This is a genomic window from Acidocella facilis ATCC 35904, assembly GCF_000687875.1.
GTDB lineage: Bacteria > Pseudomonadota > Alphaproteobacteria > Acetobacterales > Acetobacteraceae > Acidocella > Acidocella facilis.
On sequence record NZ_JHYG01000013.1, the window covers coordinates 1 to 22,290 of the forward strand.

General features: G+C 63.2%; 20 protein-coding genes. 9 read left to right on the plus strand and 11 right to left on the minus strand.

Annotated features, from left to right (window positions below; translation table 11 throughout):
- The coding region (locus tag T331_RS0113980; protein ID WP_026440474.1) for an IS5/IS1182 family transposase at positions 1-337 on the plus strand (337 nt) is incomplete at its 5' end.
- A 32-nt stretch (positions 338-369) separates the two neighbouring features.
- Here T331_RS0113980 and T331_RS0113985 read toward each other — a convergent pair.
- The 3 genes from T331_RS0113985 to T331_RS0113995 all read right to left on the minus strand — a co-directional run bounded on the left by T331_RS0113985 (position 370) and on the right by T331_RS0113995 (position 3,139).
- A complete protein-coding gene (locus T331_RS0113985) occupies positions 370-1,428 on the minus strand; it encodes an aldo/keto reductase (RefSeq protein WP_026440475.1) in 1,059 nt (352 codons plus the stop codon).
- A 137-nt stretch (positions 1,429-1,565) separates the two neighbouring features.
- Positions 1,566-2,564 (minus strand): aldo/keto reductase, encoded by a 999-nt coding sequence (locus T331_RS0113990; RefSeq protein ID WP_026440476.1) that lies wholly within the window; start codon positions 2,562-2,564, stop codon positions 1,566-1,568.
- A gap of 143 nt (positions 2,565-2,707) precedes the next feature.
- A complete protein-coding gene (locus tag T331_RS0113995) occupies positions 2,708-3,139 on the minus strand; it encodes a cupin domain-containing protein (protein ID WP_026440477.1) in 432 nt (143 codons plus the stop codon).
- A gap of 123 nt (positions 3,140-3,262) precedes the next feature.
- Here T331_RS0113995 and T331_RS0114000 point away from each other — a divergent pair, with 123 nt between their 5' ends.
- The gene (locus T331_RS0114000; protein ID WP_026440478.1) at positions 3,263-4,162 is read left to right on the plus strand and encodes a LysR substrate-binding domain-containing protein; all 900 of its coding nucleotides are present in this window, start codon (positions 3,263-3,265) and stop codon (positions 4,160-4,162) included.
- A gap of 247 nt (positions 4,163-4,409) precedes the next feature.
- Here the strand turns inward: T331_RS0114000 and T331_RS18440 are convergent, their stop codons facing one another.
- Together T331_RS18440 and T331_RS18445 are read right to left on the minus strand one after the other, a co-directional pair.
- Entirely contained in the window at positions 4,410-5,117 is a 708-nt protein-coding gene (locus tag T331_RS18440) for a TonB family protein (RefSeq protein WP_211248732.1), read from the minus strand.
- Positions 5,118-5,194: 77 nt separating this feature from the next.
- Complete coding sequence (locus T331_RS18445) at positions 5,195-7,441, minus strand: TonB-dependent receptor domain-containing protein (protein ID WP_051622391.1); 2,247 nt, start codon at positions 7,439-7,441, stop codon at positions 5,195-5,197.
- A 414-nt stretch (positions 7,442-7,855) separates the two neighbouring features.
- Here T331_RS18445 and T331_RS0114020 point away from each other — a divergent pair, with 414 nt between their 5' ends.
- The gene (locus tag T331_RS0114020; protein ID WP_026440479.1) at positions 7,856-9,550 is read left to right on the plus strand and encodes a dihydroxyacetone kinase family protein; all 1,695 of its coding nucleotides are present in this window, start codon (positions 7,856-7,858) and stop codon (positions 9,548-9,550) included.
- A 130-nt stretch (positions 9,551-9,680) separates the two neighbouring features.
- Here the strand turns inward: T331_RS0114020 and arsB are convergent, their stop codons facing one another.
- From arsB to T331_RS0114035, 3 genes are read right to left on the minus strand one after another with little or no spacing between them, the layout of a single operon-like run.
- Positions 9,681-10,727, minus strand: coding sequence for an ACR3 family arsenite efflux transporter (gene arsB / locus T331_RS0114025; RefSeq protein ID WP_211248733.1), 1,047 nt, complete (start codon positions 10,725-10,727; stop codon positions 9,681-9,683).
- On the minus strand, positions 10,720-11,157 hold the full coding sequence (gene arsC / locus T331_RS0114030; protein ID WP_026440481.1) for an arsenate reductase (glutaredoxin): 438 nt from the start codon (positions 11,155-11,157) through the stop codon (positions 10,720-10,722). Before arsC ends, arsB begins: the two co-directional genes overlap by 8 nt.
- A gap of 10 nt (positions 11,158-11,167) precedes the next feature.
- Positions 11,168-11,509, minus strand: a complete 342-nt coding sequence (locus tag T331_RS0114035) for an ArsR/SmtB family transcription factor (protein WP_008492101.1) — start codon at positions 11,507-11,509, stop codon at positions 11,168-11,170.
- A 226-nt stretch (positions 11,510-11,735) separates the two neighbouring features.
- On the opposite strand from T331_RS0114035, the gene T331_RS0114040 reads away from it, so the two are divergent.
- The 6 genes from T331_RS0114040 to T331_RS0114065 all read left to right on the plus strand — a co-directional run bounded on the left by T331_RS0114040 (position 11,736) and on the right by T331_RS0114065 (position 19,150).
- The gene (locus T331_RS0114040; RefSeq protein WP_051622398.1) at positions 11,736-12,644 is read left to right on the plus strand and encodes a cytochrome ubiquinol oxidase subunit II; all 909 of its coding nucleotides are present in this window, start codon (positions 11,736-11,738) and stop codon (positions 12,642-12,644) included.
- Positions 12,637-14,721 carry a cbb3-type cytochrome c oxidase subunit I gene (locus tag T331_RS18450; RefSeq protein ID WP_081822264.1) on the plus strand — a complete coding sequence of 695 codons (2,085 nt, stop codon included), beginning with the start codon at positions 12,637-12,639 and terminating at the stop codon, positions 14,719-14,721. Before T331_RS0114040 ends, T331_RS18450 begins: the two co-directional genes overlap by 8 nt.
- On the plus strand, positions 14,709-15,344 hold the full coding sequence (locus T331_RS0114050) for a cytochrome c oxidase subunit 3 (protein WP_026440483.1): 636 nt from the start codon (positions 14,709-14,711) through the stop codon (positions 15,342-15,344). Before T331_RS18450 ends, T331_RS0114050 begins: the two co-directional genes overlap by 13 nt.
- Entirely contained in the window at positions 15,341-15,652 is a 312-nt protein-coding gene (locus T331_RS0114055) for a cytochrome o ubiquinol oxidase subunit IV (RefSeq protein WP_008492105.1), read from the plus strand. The genes T331_RS0114050 and T331_RS0114055 overlap by 4 nt, the downstream gene beginning before the upstream one ends.
- A 13-nt stretch (positions 15,653-15,665) precedes the next feature.
- Entirely contained in the window at positions 15,666-17,444 is a 1,779-nt protein-coding gene (locus T331_RS0114060; RefSeq protein WP_026440484.1) for a glycoside hydrolase family 15 protein, read from the plus strand.
- Positions 17,445-17,578: 134 nt separating this feature from the next.
- The gene (locus T331_RS0114065; protein ID WP_026440485.1) at positions 17,579-19,150 is read left to right on the plus strand and encodes an FAD-dependent oxidoreductase; all 1,572 of its coding nucleotides are present in this window, start codon (positions 17,579-17,581) and stop codon (positions 19,148-19,150) included.
- Here T331_RS0114065 and T331_RS0114070 read toward each other — a convergent pair.
- From T331_RS0114070 to T331_RS0114080, 3 genes are read right to left on the minus strand one after another with little or no spacing between them, the layout of a single operon-like run.
- Complete coding sequence (locus T331_RS0114070) at positions 19,147-20,025, minus strand: SMP-30/gluconolactonase/LRE family protein (RefSeq protein WP_051622394.1); 879 nt, start codon at positions 20,023-20,025, stop codon at positions 19,147-19,149. The genes T331_RS0114065 and T331_RS0114070 overlap by 4 nt on opposite strands.
- Positions 20,022-21,656: a GMC family oxidoreductase gene (locus T331_RS0114075; RefSeq protein ID WP_026440487.1), complete on the minus strand. Its 1,635-nt coding sequence runs from the start codon at positions 21,654-21,656 to the stop codon at positions 20,022-20,024. Before T331_RS0114075 ends, T331_RS0114070 begins: the two co-directional genes overlap by 4 nt.
- Complete coding sequence (locus T331_RS0114080; RefSeq protein ID WP_026440488.1) at positions 21,646-22,287, minus strand: gluconate 2-dehydrogenase subunit 3 family protein; 642 nt, start codon at positions 22,285-22,287, stop codon at positions 21,646-21,648. The genes T331_RS0114075 and T331_RS0114080 overlap by 11 nt, the downstream gene beginning before the upstream one ends.
- Between the last annotated feature and the right edge of the window lie 3 nt (positions 22,288-22,290).

Here is a 22,290-nt window from a genome sequence, read left to right on the forward strand (position 1 = left end):
CCCGACGCCGGGACATCACGGCGATTGCCCACAGGCGGAAGCCCTGCTGGATGGGTTGCAGGGTGTTGGTCATGTCATCGCTGACGCTGCCTACGACGCAGATCCCCTACGCGCTTTCATTGCCAATGATCTCGGTGCAACCGCTCAGATCAAGGCTAATCCCAGCCGCGCCATAAGCCCCCCAATCGACTGGAGGCTCTACAAGGAGCGCCATCAGGTCGAGTGCTTCTTCAATAAACTCAAACGCTTCCGCAGAATCGCCCTCAGATGCGAAAAAACCATCAAAGCCTTCATGGGCTTCGTACATCTCGCTTGCGCCATGATTTGGCTACGATGAATGCAGACACGACCTAGGCTTTCATTTCGAATCTACGCGTCCAGATGCGGGCCGATCAGCACCAGATCGGCCGGTGAAAGCCGGTCGGACGCGGTGGCCTTCTGGTGCCAGTACGGATAGAGCAATGGCGGCCGGCTGACGGCCTCCAACGCCGCGATCTCGTCCGGTTCCAGAACCAGCGCGGCGGCTTGAAGATTATCCTCCAGCTGTGCCTCGGTGCGTGCACCGACGATCACACTCGAGACACCAGGGCGCGTCAGCAGCCAGGCCAATGCCACCTGCGCCGAAGTCACGCCCCGCTTTGCGGCAATCTCCACGATTTTCTCAATGATATCGTAGAGCGCCTCAACATCGCGCACAGGCGGCTCCTGCCATTGCGCGGCACGGCGTGTGCCGTCTGGCTCCGGCTTGCCGCGACGATATTTGCCCGAGAGCAGCCCGCCGGCGAGAGGTGACCAGATGATCGCGCCCACCCCCTGGTCCACCGCGATCGGCAGCAGCTCATATTCCGCATCACGCGCTTGCAGGCTGTAATAAATCTGTTGCGCGATCGGCCGTACCAGCCCCTCCGTCTTGGCGGCGCCCAGCATCTTCATCACATGCCAGCCGGAGAAATTGGAAACGCCTACATAGCCGATCTTGCCTGCGCGGGTCAGATCGTCCAGCGCGCGCAATATCTCTTCCACCGGCGTCTGCCCATCCCATTCATGGCACCAATAGAGGTCGATATGGTCGGTTTTCAGCCGCTTCAGACTGTCCTCGCAGGCGCGGATGAGATGCTGGCGGGAAAGGCCACGGTCATTCGGCCCTTTCTCACGCATCGGAAACCGCGCTTTGGTGGCGAGCAGCAATTTGTTGCGCCGCCCGGCGATGGCTTGACCGATGATCTCCTCCGAGACGCCGTTGGAGTAGATATCGGCCGTGTCCAGCATGTTCACCCCCGCCTCCAGGCTCATGTCAATTTGGCGGCGCGCCTGTTCGAGGCCCGCATTTCCGACCTTGGAGAAATTGCCCTGGCCGCCGAAGGTCATCGTACCCAGAATGAGCGTTGAAACTTTCAGGCCGGAATTGCCCAGCACGCGATATTCCATCTTCCCTCTCCTCGAACTGAATGAATGGCGGCCCTTGGACCAATATGTGTTTATCTTGACGCGGCAGCCTCAAGATAAAACACAAGAAATTTCTCGCCGAAATAAAAGTTGGGGCATCAAGCTAAAAGCTTGAAGCGCTAAACCAGTTCCGGACGCTTGCGCGGCGGCGCCATGAATTCCGGGCCTACCGGAGACTTGATGCAGCGCGCGAGAATGGCTTCGATCTCCGTCTTGCCTTCGGCATCCAATGTCCAGCCCATGGCATCGTTCACGGGGTCGAGTTGGCCGGGGTTGCGCGCGCCCCAGAGCGCGATGGTCGGCCCCTGGTCCAGCACCCAGCGGAGCGCCAGCGCCAGCACGGATTTGCCGTAACGCCTTTGCGCCAGCTCGCGGAGTTCCTCCACCGCCTGGAGATATTGGGTGAAACGCTCGCCATTGAATTTCGGGTCGTTACGGCGCAGATCGTCGCCTTCGAAAACGGTATCCGCTTTCATCCGCCCGCTCAGCAGGCCGCGGCACAGCGCGCCATAACTCAGCACGGTCAGGCCGGTATTGGCGGCATATGGCAACTCAGCCGCCTCAATCCCACGCTCGAACAGATTATAGGGTGGTTGCATCGCGTCGAGCTGTGCGGCGGTACGGAACGCGTCCATCTGCGCGGGCGAGAAATTGCTGACGCCGATGGACAGGATCTTACCCTCGCGGCGCAATGTCTCCAGCGTTTCGGCGGTTTCCTCAAGCGGCGTTTCCAGGTCCGGCCAATGCACCTGGTAGAGGTCGATCCGGTCGGTGCGCAGGCGGCGCAGGGAGTCCTCGATTTCCTGGCGGATACGCGCCCGGCGTCCATCGCGGAACACCTTGCCATCCTTCCAGGCCAGGCCGAGCTTGGTGGCGATCTGCACCTTATCCCGCAGCCCGCCCTCCGCAATGGCCTTGCCGACAATCTCCTCCGACCGGCCGAAGCCATAGACGGGCGCCGTGTCGATCAAGGTGATCCCGCGCGCCACAGCGCTCTGGATGGTGGCGATGGACTCCGCCTCATCCGTGCCGCCCCACATCCAGCCGCCAATGGCCCAGGTGCCGAGCCCGATGCGCGAGGTGACGACGGCACTCTTGCCGATGGTGATGGTTTCCATGTTTCACTCCTGTCAGATTCAGTCCGGGCGCTCTGGCACCACCGGCACTGCGATGGGGTCCAGCCCACAAGATAGACCCCCATGCAGGATCTTCCACCGGGTTTGGTTGAACCTGGTTCAACGAGGCGTTGAATGGCCGGGTGTCAGCCAGACTGCGCGCCGTAATCCGCGAGGTGAGTGACGAAGGCCCGGGCGGGGGTGGGCAGCGGATCCACGAAATATACATCCTGCGGAAAGCGGCGGGGGGTGTCGACGGCAAGGAAAATCGCCGGAGCACCGGGAACGGGCATGATCGCATGCACCGTCTCGCGCAGGAAGGTGACCATCTGGCCCGCGTGCAACCGCTTCGGTGCTTCATCGGCGATCACGAACTCCACCTCACCCTCCAGCAGCAGAAGATGCTCATCGCAGGTGAGATGATAATGGCGCGGCAGCGGATGATAGAGCCGGAAAAGCCGGGCGCTGGCGGAATCGTGGTCTGAGAGGTAGGCATCCATGATCATCGATGCCGCCGTGGCGGGAAACCGGGATTTGATTTCAGCCAGATCGAAGAAATGATAGCCGGTGCTCTGCATGTCGTGTTCCTCTGCATTTTGGCGTGAGAGCGTTTTTCATAGGGGGCGGGGCCGGTTGCGCCATGTCAAGGGGTTGAGATTGACTCAAGGCGGGTTTGATCTCAATTCAACGTTGGAAACGCCATGTTGAACCGCTTCGACCTGCCCGATTTGCAAATCTTCGCCACCATCGTGCGGCATCGCAGCTTCAAGCGCGCGGCCATAGAGCTGGGGGTGACCACCTCCGCGCTCAGCCACGCGATGCGCAAACTGGAGATGAGGATGGGGGTGCGGCTTCTGCACCGCACCAGCCGCACGGTCATGCCCACGGCGCCGGGGGAGCAGCTCGCGCAACGCCTGGAGCAGGGGTTCGACCTCATCGGCGCGGCGCTTTCGGGCATAGAGAGCTACCGCCAGAACCCCTCAGGGCAGTTGCGTGTCAATGTGCCGCTGGACGCCGCGCGGTTGCTGCTCTCGCCCGTGCTGGCGGAATTCGCCTCGCATTATCCGCACGTGGCACTCGTCCTGAGCGTGGAGGACAGGCCCGTTGATATCATCGCCGAGGGATTTGACGCCGGCATACGTTATGGCGGTACCGTGCCGCAGGATATGGTGGCCGTGCCACTGACCCGCCCGCTGCGCTGGGTGGTGGTGGGAGCGCCAGGCTTTCTGTCCAGACATGGGCGGCCAGAAACGCCGCGGGCGCTGGCGCGCCTGCCAAGCATCGGCGTTCGGCTGGGGAATAATACCTCCTATAAATGGGAATTGGGCGATGGTGAGCGTCAACTCCGGTTGGATGTAGCCGGCCCATTGCAGGTCAATAATACCGAGACGACCATCGCCGCTGCCATTGATGGGCTTGGTTTGGCCTATGTGCTGGAACGGCGGGTGAAAGACGAGATCGAACGCGGCGCGCTGGAGGTTGTGCTGCCGGAATGGGCTTCCACGGGCCCAGGATTCTACGCCTATTTCGCCAGCAGGCGGCAGAATGAACCAGGGTTGCGGCCGCTGATGGAGATGATCCGTGCGCGTGAAGGATTATAGGACGGCGCCAGGCGAGATTATCAATTCTCTAGAGCCGGATGACATAAGATGGAATCGCTGCGCGATAGCGTCTTATGTCTGAATCCGCCTCTAAATCATGAGTAGAGCGAGATGGGTTTACACCCCTCGCTCGACGCATGTTTTGGTCAGCAATTTCATGCATTCAGGGTCACGTTGTCGCGTCAACCTCAACGCCTATTACGCTCGCGAGGGAGGCAAACCAAAGCGACAAATCATATCTGCTATGCTAGCTGTTGCCGGCAACGTGAACGGGCAAAGTGAAGCGGTGTGGCCCGGCCGGCATGCCCGGCAGGAAAGCCGGCAAGCGCGCGGCGCGCAGCGCCGCCAGCGCCGCCAGATTGACGGCGCTCAGGCCACTCTTGGTCAACAGGCTGGCAGAGAGCAGCGTGCCGTCCGGCGCCACCGTGAATTCCAGCACACAATCGCCTGACAATCCGGCATCGATCAATATTTGCGGCACCGTCAGCTGTGCCAGCACGTCAGCGCGGACCTCGCTGGCATATCGCGCCATCACCGTGGGCGAGGCGATCGGCGCGGGAGGTGGCGCGGCGGGGGCCGGGGTGGGCGGAGCCGGCGGCGTTGGCATGGGGGATACAGGCCGGGCAGGCGGCCGCGGAATATGCGCAACGTGCCGGATCACCCGATGGCTGGGATGGGGAGCGGGCGGCGGGGGCAGTTGGGCTGGCACCGGGACCGGCGGCGGGGGCATTGGCGGCGGGGGCGGCGCGGGTTTTGGCGGGGGCGGCTGCACCACCGGCTTGGGCGCCGGGGGCGCATCGATCTTCACCCGCACAACCACCGCAGCCACCGGCTTCGGCGCCGGCGGCACCAGCACGAAACCGCCAATGGCCAGGGCTTCCAGCAGGAAGCTGATCAGCAGGGCGCGGCCAAACCGGTCCGGCCCGGGCATACTGATGAAAGCTTGGTCCTTCAAAATCGTTCCATTATCCTTTTCATCGCAAAGCGCGCCTGGACGGGATGACCACCGCCAGGCGCGCCGCAGGCCGCACTTCAGAACTTGACCGTGACATCACCATAGACCGCGCGGGGCGCGCCCATGATGGCTTCCTTATAATAATTGCCGTTGGCATCCTGGTTGATCTGCGACTGCGCATAATAGCGCACGCCGAACAGATTATCGATATGCAATGACAGCACCAGCGCTTTCATCAGCCCCGCATGAACCGGCACGCTGTCGCGCAGGGTAAGGTTGGTCAGCACATAGCCGCCCGAGCGGGTACCCGAAGGGATATTCGCCGCGCCGGTGGAGGAGGCGTGGCTGTCATAGAAAATCTCCTGGCTGCCGACATAATTGGCGTCGAGCGCGGCGTAAAATCCACCCTTCGTCCAGTTCACACCGGCACTGATCAGATTGGCCGGCACGCCGCCCACACCCTCGCCCTTGCTGAATTCGAGCGCGCCATTCGTGTAGTAGTTTTGCGTATAGGTCGCGGTATTATGGGCGTAGTTGAGATAGCCGGCGAAGTCACCGGGGACGCCACGCAGCCCGCCAAAATCGTCACCCAGCTGCAACTCCTCGCCCTCGAACACCGAGTTGCCGCCATTGGTGGTGTAGGAATTGCCGGAGGCGCTGTCAGTGTAGGTCTGGAAGGTGTTGGTGAAATATTCGCGATAATAATTGCCTTCGACGGTCAGGCTGCCGCGCTCATAGCGTAGACCCGCCTCATAATCCTGAACATACTCGGGCAAGGTATGCGGCTGCACGATAGTGTTGAAATTCGCGCCGGTATCGATATTTCCATAATAAGCGGTGATCTCTGGAAATTTTACGTTCTGGCCGTAGGCGGCGTAGGCATCGAGGCCAGGCAGCACTTCGTAGCTGAGCCCCAGGGTTGGCGCCAGATAATGCTCAGTGTTGGAGACGCTGCCGCCGGTGGAGTAGTAATAAGCGGCCTGGTCGGTGTCCTTGGTGTTGGCCAGGAGATATTTCACGCCGGGCGTGATCTTGAGCTTGTCGTTGAGCAGGCTGATCTCGTCCTGGGCATAGATCGAGAAGAGCGAGCGGTAATCATGCTCGTTCCAGAAATCATTGCCGCTGCCATCGGGTTGCGGATTGGGCACGACCGGCGAGGTGGCTGAGAAATATTCGCGCGAATGCAGATGCGAGATGGTCAGATTGCCTCCAAACTTGACGGTATTGAAGGGGAGATCCAGCGTCGCGCTGGGCTGCACGCCGAAGGTCTGCGCCGTATAAGCGTAAAGATGATAGGGGCGATGGCTGCAATCGCTAACGGGATACAGATAGCTTGCCGCGAAGCTCTTGTTGCAGAAGGAGTTGCGGTTATAATCATTGGTGGAGAAAAATCCCTTCAGGTCAGCGCTCAGATACGGCGTGATCTGCTGGGTGATCCCGGCAATGCCGGCGAAATTGGTTGAGTTGTTCTGCTTGAAATAATCTGAACTGGGCAGTTGAAAATTGTCGCCATATTGGTGCAGCAGCGCCACCGGCTGATACTGATTCACCAGGCCGGCGGCCTGGTTGAAAATGAATGAGCCATAGAGATTGGTGTTGCCGCCATTCAACGGCGCGTCCACCCCATAATAGACGTTGGAGCCGCTGTTCTTGTCCATCTGCGTCCAGCCATTGCTGGTCTGGCGGGCAAAGGAGAAAATCTGCTTTACACCTTGATACAGGCCGGTGTTCAGGGTGGCGTGCCAATTCGCGGTATCGAACGAGCCATAACCACCGCCGATTTCGGCATTGGCCTCGTTGCTTGGTTTGCGGGGGACGTAGTTGATGGTGCCGCCCAGCGAATCGTAGCTGTTATTGGCCGGATTATTGATGCCGCGGAAGAGCTGAACGCTTTCGAAATCGTTCGTCGTGATCAGCGTATTATTGTCATTATCTGCCTGCGCGGTGACGGCGCCGTTGAAGGCGTCATTAAGGCCGACACCGTCATAGGTTTCCGAGAATTGCGAGGAGTTGAAGGCGCGAAACGTCACCTGCTGGTTGACGCCACCCGGGCCATTATTGGTCACAAAGATCGACGGTTCACGCCGCAGAATATCCTGCGCCGTCGCCGCCGGGGATGCGGTTTCGACGGTTTTTTTGGAGATCACGCTGGCGGAATAGGTTGACTTAAGCGGCACTTTCACGGGCGCCTTCGCGGCGGCGCTGGTGCCGCCGGCGGTTTTGCTGATCGCCTCGATTGAGGTTGAAATGGTGGCGGTCTGCGCGGCGGCGGCGAAGGCAATGAAGCTGCAGGCGGTGCCGAGCAGCAGACGCGACTTGATCATTTCAATATCCCTGTTGAGTCGCTGGGGTATCTAGTGGCCATCCATGGCAGGCGAATGACAGGGGCATGCAGTTTTAATGACAATCATCGAGGCCATGATCCTGTCGCCTTCATCGCGTCGTGCAAATGCGCTCACGCAGCAGGATGGCGATGATCAACGCCACCTTCCCCTGCGAGCGGATGACGATGAGCCCGCTGCAGCTGGCGGGCGGCGTTGAGGCTCGGCATCACGGTCCCGGCTGGGGCATATATTTAAGACGGTCAGTGTCAGCTTCCCCGCCAGAGGCATGAATGAGATCAGGCTGGAGGCCCGCCGCCCCTTCGTGATAGAAGCGGCCTCCTCGATCTCGGCGCAGCTTGGTTACATCTGAACGACAATCCGCCAGAACAAGGCGGCCATCAAAAAGGAAACACCATGAAGAAGCTCATCAATGATCCGCGTGCGGTGGTCCGTGAAATGCTGGAAGGGCTGGTCGATCTGCATCCCGGCCAGGCCTTGCTCGAGGGCGAGGATGTGATCGTCCGCGCCGACCTGCCCGGCTTTTTGCAACGTCACGAGGTGGCGGTGATCTCCGGTGGCGGCAGCGGCCATGAGCCGGCCCATGCCGGCTATGTCGGGCATGGCATGCTGCATGCGGCGGTGTGCGGGGATGTGTTCACCTCGCCCAGCGCCGATGCGGTGCTGGCGGCGATCCGCGCTGTCTCGGGGCCAAAAGGCGCGTTGCTGATCGTGAAGAATTACACCGGCGACCGGCTGAATTTCGGCCTGGCGGCGGAGCTTGCCCGCGCCGAGGGACTGCCGGTGGAGATCGTGGTGGTGGCGGATGACGTCTCGCTGCGCGACACGGTGGAGCCGGCCCGCCGGCGCGGCATTGCCGGCACCGTGCTGGTGCATAAGGTTGCCGGCGCCGCCGCCGCTGCGGGCAAGGAGCTGGCGGAGGTGGCCAGCCTGGCCCGCGCCGCCGCCGATGGGGTTGGCAGCATGGGGGTGGCGCTGGGGGCGTGCACGGTTCCGGCGGCCGGGCGCCCCGGCTTCACGCTGGAGGAGAGCGAGGCCGAGCTGGGGCTGGGCATCCATGGCGAGCGCGGGGTGCGCCGCGTGCCGATGGCATCTGCCGATGCGTTCGTCACCGCCATTCTGGACAGCATCCTGGACGATGCCGGGCTGCAGCCGGGCGCGCATGTGGCGCTGCTGGTGAACGGGCTGGGCGGCACCACGCCGATGGAGCTGGCCGTGGTGGCGCGCAAGGCCTTCGCGCTGCTGCGCGAACGCGGGCTGCAGGTTGCGCGCGCCTGGAGCGGCAATCTGCTGACGGCGCTGGAAATGCCCGGCTGCTCGCTCTCGGTGCTGGCTCTGGACGATGAGCTGCTGCAGGCGCTGGATGCGGCGACGGACGCCCCGGCCTGGCCAGGCTCCGGCGTGGTGGCGCCGCGCGTGATCGTGCCCGTGCCGTCAGAGCCGGATGCCCATGCGTTGGAGGCAGACAGCCGCGCCCAGCCGGCCTTGCGTGAGGCGGTGCTGGCCATCGCCGCCGCGTTCGAGGCGGAAGAGGAGCGGCTGACTGAGTTGGATAGCGCCGCGGGCGACGGCGATCTTGGCATCAGCTTCGTGCGCGGCGCGGCGGCGCTGCGGGCCTTGCCAGAGGCGGCCTTTGCCGCGCCAGGCGTGGCGCTGAGCGCGATGAGCGGCGCGCTGCGCCGGGCGATCGCGGGGAGTTCCGGCCCGTTCTACGCCACCGCCTTGCTGCGCGCCGCGCGCTATTTGGGCGGCGCCGCTGAACCCGCGCTGCAAGACTGGGCGCAGGCCTTCCTGATCGCGGTTGCCAGCGTGAGTGAACTCGGCGGCGCCAAGCCGGGAGACCGCACCATGTTCGACGCGCTGCGCCCGGCGGCGGATGCGTTTGCCCAGGCGATCGAGGCCGGCAAGGATGGCGCCAACGCCTGGCGCGCCGCGCTGGAGGCGGCCGAGGCCGGCACCGCGGCGACCGCACAGATGACACCGCGCCTGGGCCGCGCCAGCTATATCGGCGCGCGGGCGATCGGCATTCCAGATGCGGGGGCGAGCGCCGTGGTGGTGTGGATGCGGGCCGTCGCCAAGCGGTTGGAATAGTTTTTATCGTCGTAATCGATGGGCGTTGAGGGCCACGGCGCAACGAAGCGGCGGACAGCGTTTCTGTGAGGAGGGATCATGCTGCCCTTTCCGCGTGTCAATGACGCACGGTCATTGCGGCGGCGCAGGCTCATGCCTGCCCCCGCTCATACCAGCCGCGCGAGCGCCGGACGATCTGCACCACCGAGAGCATCACCGGCACCTCGACCAGCACGCCGACCACCGTGGCCAGCGCCGCGCCGGACTGAAAGCCGAACAGCGCGATTGCCGTGGCCACCGCCAGCTCGAAGAAATTGCTGGCGCCGATCAGCGCCGAGGGCCCGGCCACGCACCATTCAACGCCGAGCCGCCGGTTCACCCAATAGGCCAGCCCGGCATTGAAATAGACCTGGATCAGGATCGGCACCGCCAGCAGCAGGATCACCGCGGGCTGTCTGACGATCTGATGGCCCTGCAGCCCGAACAGCAGCACCAGCGTGAGCAGCAGCGCCAGCAGCGAGAGCGGCCCCAGCCCGCGCAGCGTCGCCGCCAGCGCGGCTTGCCCGCCCGCTTTCAGCAGCGCCCGGCGCCAGAGCTGGGCCGCCACCACTGGCACCACGATATAGAGCAGCACGGAAATGATGAGCGTATTCCAGGGCACGATGATCGAGGACAGCCCCAGCAGCAGCGCGACGAGGGGGGCGAAGGCCACGATCATGATGCTGTCATTCAGCGCCACCTGGGAGAGGGTGAAATGCGGCTCGCCCTCGACAAGATTGGACCAGACGAAGACCATCGCCGTGCAGGGGGCGGCGGCGAGCAGGATCAGCCCGGCCATGTAGCCGTCGATCTGCGCCGCCGGCAGCCAGGCGCGGAAGAGATGGCCAATGAACAGCCAGCCCAGCAGCGCCATGGAAAACGGCTTGACCAGCCAGTTCACCCCGACGGTGGTGGCGATGCCGCGCCAATGCTGGCCGACCTGGCGCAACGCCGCGAGGTCGATTTTCAATAGCATCGGTACGATCATCAGCCAGACCAGCAGGGCGACCGGCAGATTCACCTGCGCCAGCGTCGCCGCGCCAAGAGTCTGGAACAGCGCCGGGACGAGCTGCCCCAGAATGATGCCGGCGAGGATGCACAGCGCCACCCAGAGGGTGAGATAGCGTTCAAACACGCCCAGGCGCGCGGGCTTACGCATGGCCGGGCTTGCCGACGCGCTGACCCGATGCGTCGATCACCGTCTCGCCATCTTCCTTGGAAAAGGCGGCGCGCTGCGGGGCGGGCAGAATCTCGAGCACTAGCTCGGAGGGGCGGCATAGCTTCACGCCAAGCTCCGTCACCACGATGGGGCGGTTGATCAGGATCGGGTGCGCCATCATCGCATCCAGCAACGCGTCATCGCTCAGCCCTGGGTCATCCAGGCCAAGCTCGTGATAGGGCGTGCCTTTCTCGCGCAACAGGGCGCGCACCGGGATGCCCATGCGGGCGATGAGGCCGGCCAGCGCCTCCCGGCTGGGCGGGGTTTTCAGATATTCGATGATCCGCGGCCGCGCGCCGCTATTCTCGATCATCGCCAGCACATTGCGGGAGGTGCCGCAGGCCGGGTTATGGTAGATGGTGACGGTCATTATGCGCTCCTCATGGGGTTTGGCAGCAGGCGGCCAGGGCGTTGACGGCGGGGGCACAGACTTCCGGGCGCCCCTGGCAGCAATCGCGCATCAGGAAGGCGATCAGCCCGGACAGCGACTCATAGCGGGCGCTGTAGCGGATCGAGCGGCCCTCCCGCTGGGACTGGATCAGCCCCGCATGCTCCAGCTGCGACAGATGGAAAGAGAGCCGGGAGGAGCTGGCCGCCAGCGCCTCCCCAATCGCCCCGGCGGCCATGCCCTCCGGGCCGGCGCTCACCAGCAGCCTGACGATGCGCAGGCGGGTTTCCTGGGACAGGGCGGCAAAGGCAGCGAGGGCGTGGGCTTCATCCATAATGGTTCAATATCTCAATATATGTTGAAATGAAAAGAGGCGATGATCTGACCTATCGGGCGCATTCCGATGTGAGCGGCGCGGGGTGTTTGCAGCACCGTAAAACCCAACATTGGATTACGAAACCGCCACATAGGTTCATTTCATGCCCCCCGGGCTTATTTCCGAAAGGGTTGTGGACGGATGCGGCATGGCGGATTTGGGCATTTTTTCTCGCGGAAAAGCGATGGTGTTGCGTGGAGCGCGGCAGGCTCGCCCCGGGCTTGCGCGCATTGTCCTCACGCTTTGTCTGCTGCCGCTCAGCGGGTGCGGCGCGCTCTCGGGAGGGTTTCTCGGCGGGGCGGCCGGGCGCATCGCCAATCTCGAGCATCATGAATTTCTGATTGTCAGCGCCATTCTCGTCCTGGTCTGGCTTCCGGTTTTCATTCTGGTGCCGTTGATTGCCTGGCATTATCGCATCTCCAACGAACGCGCCGCCTATCGCCCGCAATGGGGATTCAGCTGGATTCTCGAAGGGCTGATCTGGATTCCTCCCACCTTGGTGGTGGTGGCGCTTTCCGTTCTGCTGGTGCGTTACACCACCCGGCTCGATCCCTACAAACCCGTGGCCAGCACCGTGCCGGCTTTGCAGGTGCAGGTGGTGGCGCTGGATTGGAAATGGTTGTTTTTGTATCCGGCCCAGCATATCGCGACGGTCAATCAGCTGGTCGTTCCCGCCGGCACGCCGGTGGAATTTCAGCTGACCAGCGGCACCGTGATGCAATCGCTGTTGATGCCGCGTCTGGCCGGGCAGATTTTCGCGATGGCCGGCATGCGCACAAAGTTGAATTTCGAAATCGACAAGCCCGGCAGCTATTTCGGCGAAAACACCCAATATAACGGCGACGGATTTCATGCCGATAAATTCACCATCCAGGCGATGACGATGCCGGATTTCACCCGCTGGGTGGCGCAGGCGCAGACGAGCGGCACGAGCATGGATGCGGCCGCCTACCAAAATCTCTCCCGGCAATCGCTGGTTGATCATCCCTTGGTCTTTGGGCAGCTCGCCCCGGATCTGTTCAAGGATATTTTGGCGCAGAAAATCCAGCCCGGATATCTCGCCCAGCATCACGAGGCCGGCGCACATGGATAGCATGGTTTGGCATAGTCTCTTCGGCCGTTTCGTCTGGATCGATCTGCCGGTGGTGAAGGCCTGGCAGGATCCGACGATCAGCAACATCATCGCCGGCGCGGCTGCGATGATCGCCGTGTTCGGCGCGCTGGCGGGGCTCGGGCTGATCACCTGGCTGCGCAAATGGCGCTATCTCTGGAGCGAATGGTTCACCAGCCTCGATCATAAGCGCATCGGCATCATGTATGTCTGCCTGGCGGTGGTGATGATCGTGCGCGGCGTCATCGAAGGGGTTTTGATGCGCGTGCAGCAGGACCTCGCGGTGAACGCGCCGGGTATCCTCGCCCCGGATCATTTCGCGCAATTCTTCAGCACCCATGGCACCATCATGATTTTCTTCGTGGTGATGCCGTTGATCTCCGGCCTGGTGAATTTCGCCATGCCCTTGCAGATCGGCGCAAGGGATGTCGCGTTTCCGTTCCTCAACTCGATCGGGTTGTGGCTGTCGGTCGGCGGCGCGGTGCTGGTGATGGTCTCGCTGGTCATCGGCGAGTTTTCCACCGGCGGCTGGAGCGGCTATCCGCCCTACACGGAGCTGGCTTTCAATGGCGGGGTCGGGCCGGATTACTGGATCTGGGCGGTGACGATGAGTTCACTCAGCGCGATGCTGACAGGGCTGAATTTCGCTGTCACCATCTACAAGCTACGCGCCCCGGGCATGAGTTGGATGCGCCTGCCGCTGTTCAGCTGGACCGCCTTGTGCACCGCCATTCTGATGATCTTCGCGATGCCGCCGCTGACCGTCGCCACCTTGCTGCTCGCCGCCGACCGCTATCTGGGCATGCATTTCTTCACCAATGATCTCGGCGGCAACATGATGAATTACGTCAATCTGTTTTGGCTGTTCGGCCATCCGGAGGTGTATATTCTCATTCTGCCTGCGTTCGGCGTCTATTCCGAAGTGGTCTCGGCCTACTCGTCGAAAGAGCTTTACGGCTATGTGTCCCTGGTGATCGCGACGATGGCGATCGCGGTCCTGTCCTTCACGGTCTGGCTGCATCATTTCTTCACCATGGGCCAGAGTGCCAATGTGAACGCGTTTTTCGGCATCCTCACGATGTTGATCGGCATTCCCACGGGGGTGAAACTCTATAACTGGACCTGGACGATGTTTCGCGGCCGCGTGCGCTATACCGCGCCGATGTTGTTCACGCTGGCATTCCTGATCACCTTCGTCATTGGCGGGTTGAGCGGCATCATCCTCGCCACGCCGCCGCTCGATTATATGATGCACAACACGCTGTTCCTGGTCGCGCATTTTCATAACATGCTGATTCCGGGAACGTTGTTTGGCATGATCGCCGGCTGCCAATATTGGTTCCCGAAAGCTTTCGGTTTCCGACTGGAAGAAAAATGGGGCAAGCGGGCGGTGTTTTTCTGGGTGGTCGGATTCTATATGGCCTTCATGCCGCTCTATGTTCTGGGGGCGGATGGCGCCACCCGGCGCACGGTGGAATTCAGCAATCCGGCCTTTCAGCCCTGGCTTCTGGTGGCGATGTGCGGCGGGTTCCTGATCCTGGCCGGCCTCGCCAGCCTGTTCGTTCAGGTTTGGGTGAGCGTGAAAAAACGCGATAGGCTGGCGGTGCCCGTCGGCGATCCCTGGGATGCGCGCGGGCTGGAATGGTCGATCAGCGCGCCGCCGCCTGAATATAATTTCGTCTCCATCCCGCAGGTTGGCCATCGCGATGCGTTTTATTGGCGCAAGCGCAATCATGGCGCCTACAAGCCGGCGGATCATTACCGTGATATCGAGATGCCGAAAAATACTGGCTGGGGGGTTATCTTTGGCCTCGGCATGGCGGTGTGCTTCTTCGGACTGGTCTGGCATATCTGGTGGATGGCCATCCTTTTCGGGCTGCTCAGTATCGCCGCCGGCCTGGTGAGAAGCTTCCAGCGTGATCTGCACAAGATCATTCCCGCCGCCGAGATCGAGGCAGCGGACCGCCATTGGCTGGCCATCGCCGCCGCGGCGACGCCGGTTTCGCGCCATCTTGAGGAAACACCGAGCAATGAGGGGCGCGCGATATGGCCGGAGTGAATGAACCGGAATTGCTGCATGCCGGGCTGAATCTTGCAAACCATCCGTCGGAAAAACAGGCGCAGGTGGAAAGCGACGTGTTCGGCTTCTGGGTGTTCCTGATGAGCGATGCGATCTTGTTCGCGCTGCTCTTTGTCGTCTACGGCACCATGCTGGATGCCACCGCCGGCGTGCCGGCACCGCATACGGACTTCAAATTCAGCTCCAGTTTTCTGGAAACCTTGGCGCTGCTCAGCAGCAGCTTTGCCTACGGCATGGTGTCGCTGAATCTGAAACTCGGCGCCTCCCGACGCTGGATATGGGGCTGGCTTGGCGTCACCTTCCTGCTCGGCGCCTGGTTTCTGCGCCTGGAAATCGGTGATTTCACCGACATGGTCGCGCATGGCGAAACCGCGCAGGCGAGCGGCGCGCTCTCGTCTTTCTTCGTGCTGGTCGGCACGCATGGGCTGCATGTCACCTGCGGGTTGATCTGGATTGTCATCATGGCGGTGCAGCTCGCCATTCACGATATCGATGAACGGGTCAAGATCAATCTGATCCGGCTCGGCCTGTTCTGGCATTTCCTCGATGTCGTCTGGGTGGCGATTTTCACCATCGTCTATCTGCGGGGGCTGCTGGCATGAACCGTTTGCGCCCGGTCCTCGGCGATCTTCTCACCTACGCGCTGGGCTATGCCCTGGCCCTGGCGCTGACCTTCACCGCCTTCGCGCTGGTCTATTTCCGCCTGGCCGCGCCGCAGACGATCTTCGCGATCATCCTGGTCCTGGGTCTGGCGCAGATCATCGTGCATATGCGCTGTTTCCTGCATCTCAGCCTTCAGCGCTCGGCCCGGGCCGACCTGATGCTGGTGCTGTTTTCGAGCTTGATCATCGCGTTGATGGTGGGCGGCACGCTGGTGGTGCTGTTCAATCTGCGCGCCAGGATGATGTAGGGAGGCGCTGTTCATGGCCAAACGCATCGAGGATTACGCGATGATCGGCGACGGCCAGAGCCTGGCGCTGGTCGGCTTGAACGGCGCCATCGACTGGCTCTGCCTGCCACGCTTCGATAGCGATGCCTGTTTTGCCGCCCTTCTCGGCCGGCCGGAGCATGGCAGCTGGGAGCTTTGCCCGCAGGTGCCGGCAGAAGAGACGCGCCGGCGCTATGCCGGCGATACGTTGGTGCTGGAAACAGAATTCCGCACGGAGGGCGGTGCCTGCCTGGTGACGGATTTCATGCCGATCCGCGAGGGCAAACATTCAAGCCTGGTCCGCATCGTCTCCGGCTTGTCGGGAGTGGTGGAGATGCGCACGACGCTGCGCGCCCGTTTCGATTATGGCCGGGTGGCGCCCTGGTATAGCCGTGAGGAAGGCGTTCTGGTCGGGCGGATCGGGCCGGATCTGCTGGTGGTGCGCGCCGATATCCCGCTGCGGGAAGAGGATGGTACGATCAGTGCCGCCTTTCCTCTCGCCGCTGGGCAACAGGTCGTGTTCTGCATGCAGCATGGCGATTCCACCGCTTCCTTGCCCCCAGCCCTGGATGCGCACGCGCTGCTGCGCCAGACCAAGAGCTGGTGGCTGGACTGGATTTCAGCCTTCACACGCGAAACACCCTGGCCGGATCTGGTTCGCCGCTCGCTGATCACGCTGAAAGCGCTCACCTACATGCCAAGCGGCGGCATCCTCGCCGCCGGCACCGCCGGGCTGCCGGAAAAGCCGGGCGGGCGGATGAACTGGGATTATCGCTATTGCTGGCTGCGTGATTCCACCTTCACCCTCACCGCCTTTCTCAATGCCGGCTTCGACGGCGAGGCCAAGGCCTGGCTGCAATGGCTGCTGCGCGCCATCGGTAATTCGCCGGAGCATATCCGCATTGCCTACCGGGTGGATGGCGGGCGGCATATGCAGGAATGGTGGGCGAAATGGCTGCCGGGATTCGAAGGGGCGTTGCCGGTGCGTATCGGCAACCAGGCCGCGGGGCAGCGGCAGCTCGATATTTTCGGGGAAATTGTTGATAGCTCCCACCTCGCCGAGCAGGCCGGGCTGGACCGTAATGGCTGGGAGATGGAGATCGAGCGTAGGCTGGTCGAGCATGTCGAGAAAAGCTGGCGGAATCCGGATCAGGGCTTCTGGGAGTCGCGCGGGCGGCCGCGCCATTATGTCTATTCCAAGGTGATGGCCTGGGTGGCGGTGGACCGGTTCCTGAAGCTGAAAGCCAGCGCCGCGCAGAGCGATCCGGCTTTGCGCTCGCGGCTGGAGCGCTTGCGTGCGGCGATGCACGCGGAGATCTGCGCGCGTGGCGTGGCGCCGAAATCCGGGCATTTCACTGCCTATTACGGCACCAGGCGGGTTCAGGCGGAGTTGCTGCTTTTGCCCTTGGTTGGGTTTCTGCCGGTGGAGGATCCGCGCATCAGCGCCACCATCGCCGAGATTGAGCGTGTGCTGGTGCAAGGCGGGTTGGTGCGGCGCAAGCGCGCACCGCTGTTCGGCGGCGAGGAAGGCTGTTTCATCGCCTGCGCCTGCTGGCTGGCGAGTTGCATGGAAATGCAGAATCGTCATCAGGAAGCCCGCGCGATGATGCAGCGCGTCGCCGATATCGCCAATGATGTCGGGCTGCTGGCCGAGGAATATCATGTTCCCAGGCAAAGGCTTTATGGCAATTACCCGCAGGCCTTGTCGCATCTGGCCTTCATCAATGCGGCGCTGGGGCTGAGCGGCGGCACCTACCAGCGCGGCGGCGGCTGAGGCCTTAGCCGGGTTCATGACCCTGATCTCATCCCGAATATACCAGGACCGCCCTTTGATTCTTCGGATCATGTCGCATCTCAAGCGCAGTCAATAAAGTCTGCCTCTCGGGGCAAAAGCAAAAGGAGATGCGCATGGACGCCAGCGCCGGCCAGTTTGGCCATGTCGATGAGTTTCCGGAAAATGGCCTGAAAGAGATCGAGCTGAATGGCGAGACGCTGCTGCTGGCCAAAACCGCTGACGGGATCAAAGCCCTCTCCGGCCATTGCCCGCATAACGGCGCGCCTTTGAAAAAGGGCGTGCGGGCCGGGGATAAAATCATCTGTCCCTGGCATAAGGCGGTGTTTTCGCTGGGTTCAGGCAAATGCCTGGCACCGCCGGCGATCGATGATTTGCAGCGCTACGCGGTGGAGGTGCGGGATGGCATCATTCATGTCCAAGCACTGCCAGAGTCTGCGCCACAGCGCATCCAGCCGGACAGCACGCAATCTTTCGCGATCATCGGTGCCGGCGCCGCCGGGTTTTCCGCGGCGCAGACCTTGCGTGCCGAAGGGTTTTCCGGGCGGATCGTGATGATCGACGCGCCAGGGCGTCTGCCTTACGACCGGACCGCGCTCAGCAAGACGTTTCTGGCAAAGCCGGAGGGCGCGCATCCGCCGACCCTGCGTGATGAGGCCTTCTATGAACAACAGGCCATCGAGCGGCAGAGCGGCGTGGTTGAAGAGCTGGATGTCGAGCAGCGCATGATCCGTTTGCATGGCGGCGCGGCGCAGCGTTTTGATGCCATTTTCATCGCCACCGGCGGCCAGGCAAACACGCTGGATGTGCCAGGCGCCGATCTGGCCGGTATTTATACGCTGCGCAGCGCCGACGATGCCGAGGCGATCAAGCAGGCGGCCAGCAGCGCCAAACAGGTGGTGATCGTCGGCTCCAGCTTCGTCGGCATGGAGGTCGCCGCGGCGCTGCGCCAGCGCGACATCGCGGTGACGGTGGTCAGCCCGGAAGCGGTGCCGTTCGAGGCGCATCTGGGCCGTGAAATCGGCGGGGTGATCCAGAAGCTGCATGAATCCAAGGGCGTGGTGTTCAAATCCGGCGAGGAGGTGGCAGGCTTTTCGGGCGAAAAAGCGGTCAATCTGGTCAGGCTGAAAAGCGGCGGGCATCTGCCGGCGGATCTGGTCATACTCGGCCTTGGCACGCGCCCATCCACCTCGTTTCTCGATGGGGCCTTCACCCAGAAGGATGGCGGCGTGCCCGTGGACTCCAGCCTGCGCCTCGCCGATGGCGTGTTCGCCGGCGGTGACATTGCCGCCTTCCCGCTCTGGGGCCAGGGTGAGCGCGTGCGGGTGGAACATTGGCGTGTCGCCGAACAGCAGGGGCGGATTGCCGCCTTGAACATGCTGCAGCGCCCGGCCCGCTTCGCGCAGACGCCGTTTTTCTGGACCATCCAATATGGCCAGCGTTTCGACTATGCCGGGCTGGGCCGCGGCGATGATCGTTTAAGCGTGCGCGGGGATCTGCAAGGCGATGGCTTCATCGCCTATTATGTCCGCGACGGCAAAGTGGTTGCCGCCCTTGGCCATCAACGCGACCAGGAGATGGCGGCGATCATCGAGCTGCTCGACCGCCGCCAGGATTGGAGCGTGGAGGCGCTGCACCCGCAGGGCCAGTCGCCGCTCCAGGTACTGGACAAATTGTTGAAAGCCTAACGGACCCGCCAATGGCGCTCCAGCCCGCGCGGGCCGGGGCGCAGGCGGAACAGCCCGCCGGCATGCGGCTCCAAGGCCAGGGCGTCATCGTCCAGCCCGTCCCGGGCGCTGGTGATATAGAGCCAGTCCAGCGCCTTGCCGGCGAAGCAGCATTTGGTCGGCTGGCTCACCGGCAGCGCGATGGTCGCCACCAGCGCGCCTTCCGGCGCGTAGCGGTGCAGGCAGCCGCCGCCATGATTGGCGCACCAGAGATACCCCTCCGCATCCATCGCCGCGCCATCAGGTATGCCGGGGCCGGGCTGGCGCGCGAACACCCGCCGTTCCCCTAGCGCGCCGATCTCGCGGTCATAGAGATAGCGGTAGATCACCCGCTCCTCGCTATGGGAGAGATACATGCTCTTCTCGTCTGCGCTCCAGGCCATGCTGTTGGTGATCTCGGCGAAGTCCGGGTAGGCGCGCAGCCCTTCTTCTTTCATGTAGCTATAGAGCGCGCCTTTGCGGTCGCTCTGGCGCCCGCCCAGCGGGTCCGTCATCACCCCGACCCAGAAGCGCCCGGTGGACTCACAGCCGCTTTCATTGAAGCGGATCAGTTGCGGGTCGAACGGGGCAGGGGCGGCGAGGGTGAGGCGGCCGGTCTCCAGGCTCAGCCAATGCAGCCCGGTGCGCAGCGCCACCAAGGCGCGCCCCCGCCCATCCAGCGCGAAGCCGCCGATATCGGCAGGCAGATCCCAGCGGCGCTGGCTGTCATCCGTCAGCTTGCGGGCGAACAAGGCAGGGGCCTTGATATCCGCCCAGTACAGCGTCTCTTCCTCCGGCACCCAGAGCGGCGATTCGCCGATGGTAGCGCGGGCATCTTCGACCAGTTCGATCTTCACAGCTCCCCCCTTTGCGCCATGGCCTTGATCCGGTCCGCGGTGCGCAGCGCGATGGCCTGGATGGTCAGTGACGGATTGACCCCGCCAGTGGTGGGAAACACCGAGCCGTCGCAGATCCAGAGATTGGGAATGTCCCAGCTGCGGCAATCGGCATTCACCACGCTGTCCTGCGGGGTGAAGCCCATGCGGGCGGTGCCGGCGAGATGGTTGGCATCCTCGGTCTGGGCGAAGATGTCCTCCGCGCCGATGGCCTCCATGCTGCGCGTCATCTGGCCGATGGCGTGCTGGATCAGCGCCTTGTCATTCTCGCCCCAGGAGAAGCTGATGCGCGGGATTTTCAGGCCATATTGGTCGGTCTCGTCCGCCAGCGTCACGCTATTGCGCGCATCCGGCAGCGTCTCGCCGACCATTTTCAGCCCGACCTGATGGTTATACTGCATCATTTCCTGGCGCAGCGCCTCGCCCCAGAGGCCGCGCGCGCCGGTCTGGATGAAAGCCCATTCAATCGGCAGCGGCCCTTGCGCCATCCAGCAATAGCCGCCGAAGAAATCTTTTTTGTCCTCGTAATTCCAATGCTCGGTAAGGGTGAGGGAGGGCGGGCCCTTGTACCAGCGCACCTCTTCCTGCATGCGCCCAAACACCGCCTGATTGCTCTGGCTCATCAGATATTTGCCGACCAGACCGGAGCTGTTGGCCAGCCCCTGTGGGTGGCGCTGGGTGGCGGAGTTGAGCAGCAGACGCGGCGTCTCCACCGCATAGCCGGCCACCACCACATTCCGCGCCTTCTGGAAATGCCAGGCGCCGTCACGGTAAAATTGCACGCCGGTGACGCGGTCCGCCGCGTCGACCTCGATCCGCCCGGCCATGGCGAGATCGCGGATCTCCGCCCCGGCCTTGATCGCGCGGGGAATCCAGGTGTTCAGCGTGCTCTGCTTGGCGTTGGTGGAGCAGCCAAAGCGGCAGAAGCCGCGATAGACGCAAGGCGGCGCCTCGCCGCGCGGGGCGGAAACGGTGGCCAGCGGCGTCTCCGTCCATTTGATCCCCAGCGCCTCCGCGCCTTTTGCCAACAGCTTGCCGGCGGCGTTGATTTCATGGGCGCGGTAGGGGTAGCGCGGGCGCTTTGGCCCCCAGGGGTAGGTTACGGGGCCGGAGATGCTCAGCGCCTGCTCGGCCTGGCGGTAATAGCCCCACATCTCCCGCCAATCGAGCGGCCAATCCGCGCCATAGCCGAGCAGGCTGCGGCTCTTGAACCATTCCGGGCGGAAGCGCAGCGAGACCATGGCGAAATGCACCATCGAGCCGCCGACTGCCTTGCCGCTATTCTTGCCGCCCATCTGCAGCGGGTTTTCGCCGGTGCAGATGCGCTTATCCTGCCAATAGAGCTTGCCCTGCTCGGTCTCATCCGAGGCGAAATCCTCCAGCGGGCGGAAATACGGGCCGGCATCCATGGCCACCACGGAAAAACCGTGCTCGGCCAGCTTTCCCGCCAGCGTGCCACCGCCGGCCCCGGTGCCGATGATGAGGAAATCCACCTCCTCATCCAGCCCGTACTGGCGCATCGGAATCCAGCCGCCCTCGCGGAACACATCCGGCGCCCGCCCGCCGGTGGCGCGCAGCCCCTCAGGCGACATGGCGGTTATGGCGCAGGGCGCGCGCCTCCTCGCCGGGCTTGGCTTCCGCCGCCTCCCAGGGGTCTTTCCGGTCGGCCTCCATGCGCACATAGCCCCGCGGGCTGGCCGGGCCGCCGAAGCCGATCTCGCTCCAGGCGGTGGGGTGGCTGTAATAGGCCTCAACAATGTCCGGCAGCAGCCGCTTGGCAAAGAACAGCTTCGGCGGGATCTGGTCCCAGTGCGGGCCGTCGCAGGTGCCGTCCTGCATCGCGTGCAGCAGCGCATCGGCGGAGATGTCGTTGAGCGCGGCAAAGCCGGCCCCGTGGCGGTTGCGCGCTTCCTGCTCCAAACCCGCCAGGGCCCGCGTCCAGGCCTCGCCATCCCAGGGCATCGGCTCGACCCGGGTGCCGATCTCGCCGGCGCGCCGCATTTTCGCGTCGATCAGCGCGGCAACCGGCACTGGCGGGCGATCTTTCGGCTGCGGGATGATGCGCGCGCAAAGCCGCTCCAGCACCGCGAAGCTGGGCGCATCGAAAAAGCGCGGCTCCCGGGAGACCGCCAGCCGCGCATCCACGGCGGCGCGGGTGGCATTGTTCCAGGACAGGCCGGCGCGTTTGTTCAGCACATCATAGCCGGGGAAGCGCTCATTCATGCG

Bases quoted from the DNA above. Each gene is read 5' to 3' on its own strand.
- T331_RS0114055 (WP_008492105.1), top strand. From the start codon at position 15,341: ATGAACCGTTTGCGCCCGGTCCTCGGCGATCTTCTCACCTACGCGCTG.
- T331_RS18450 (WP_081822264.1), top strand. From the start codon at position 12,637: ATGGATAGCATGGTTTGGCATAGTCTCTTCGGCCGTTTCGTCTGGATC.
- T331_RS0114040 (WP_051622398.1), top strand. From the start codon at position 11,736: ATGGTGTTGCGTGGAGCGCGGCAGGCTCGCCCCGGGCTTGCGCGCATT.
- arsB (WP_211248733.1), bottom strand. From the start codon at position 10,727: ATGCGTAAGCCCGCGCGCCTGGGCGTGTTTGAACGCTATCTCACCCTC.
- T331_RS0114065 (WP_026440485.1), top strand. From the start codon at position 17,579: ATGGACGCCAGCGCCGGCCAGTTTGGCCATGTCGATGAGTTTCCGGAA.
- T331_RS0114080 (WP_026440488.1), bottom strand. From the start codon at position 22,287: ATGAATGAGCGCTTCCCCGGCTATGATGTGCTGAACAAACGCGCCGGC.
- T331_RS0114035 (WP_008492101.1), bottom strand. From the start codon at position 11,509: ATGGATGAAGCCCACGCCCTCGCTGCCTTTGCCGCCCTGTCCCAGGAA.
- T331_RS18445 (WP_051622391.1), bottom strand. From the start codon at position 7,441: ATGATCAAGTCGCGTCTGCTGCTCGGCACCGCCTGCAGCTTCATTGCC.
- T331_RS0114075 (WP_026440487.1), bottom strand. From the start codon at position 21,656: ATGTCGCCTGAGGGGCTGCGCGCCACCGGCGGGCGGGCGCCGGATGTG.
- T331_RS0114020 (WP_026440479.1), top strand. From the start codon at position 7,856: ATGAAGAAGCTCATCAATGATCCGCGTGCGGTGGTCCGTGAAATGCTG.
- T331_RS0113995 (WP_026440477.1), bottom strand. From the start codon at position 3,139: ATGCAGAGCACCGGCTATCATTTCTTCGATCTGGCTGAAATCAAATCC.
- T331_RS0113985 (WP_026440475.1), bottom strand. From the start codon at position 1,428: ATGGAATATCGCGTGCTGGGCAATTCCGGCCTGAAAGTTTCAACGCTC.
- T331_RS0113990 (WP_026440476.1), bottom strand. From the start codon at position 2,564: ATGGAAACCATCACCATCGGCAAGAGTGCCGTCGTCACCTCGCGCATC.
- T331_RS0114050 (WP_026440483.1), top strand. From the start codon at position 14,709: ATGGCCGGAGTGAATGAACCGGAATTGCTGCATGCCGGGCTGAATCTT.
- T331_RS0114000 (WP_026440478.1), top strand. From the start codon at position 3,263: ATGTTGAACCGCTTCGACCTGCCCGATTTGCAAATCTTCGCCACCATC.
- T331_RS0114060 (WP_026440484.1), top strand. From the start codon at position 15,666: ATGGCCAAACGCATCGAGGATTACGCGATGATCGGCGACGGCCAGAGC.
- arsC (WP_026440481.1), bottom strand. From the start codon at position 11,157: ATGACCGTCACCATCTACCATAACCCGGCCTGCGGCACCTCCCGCAAT.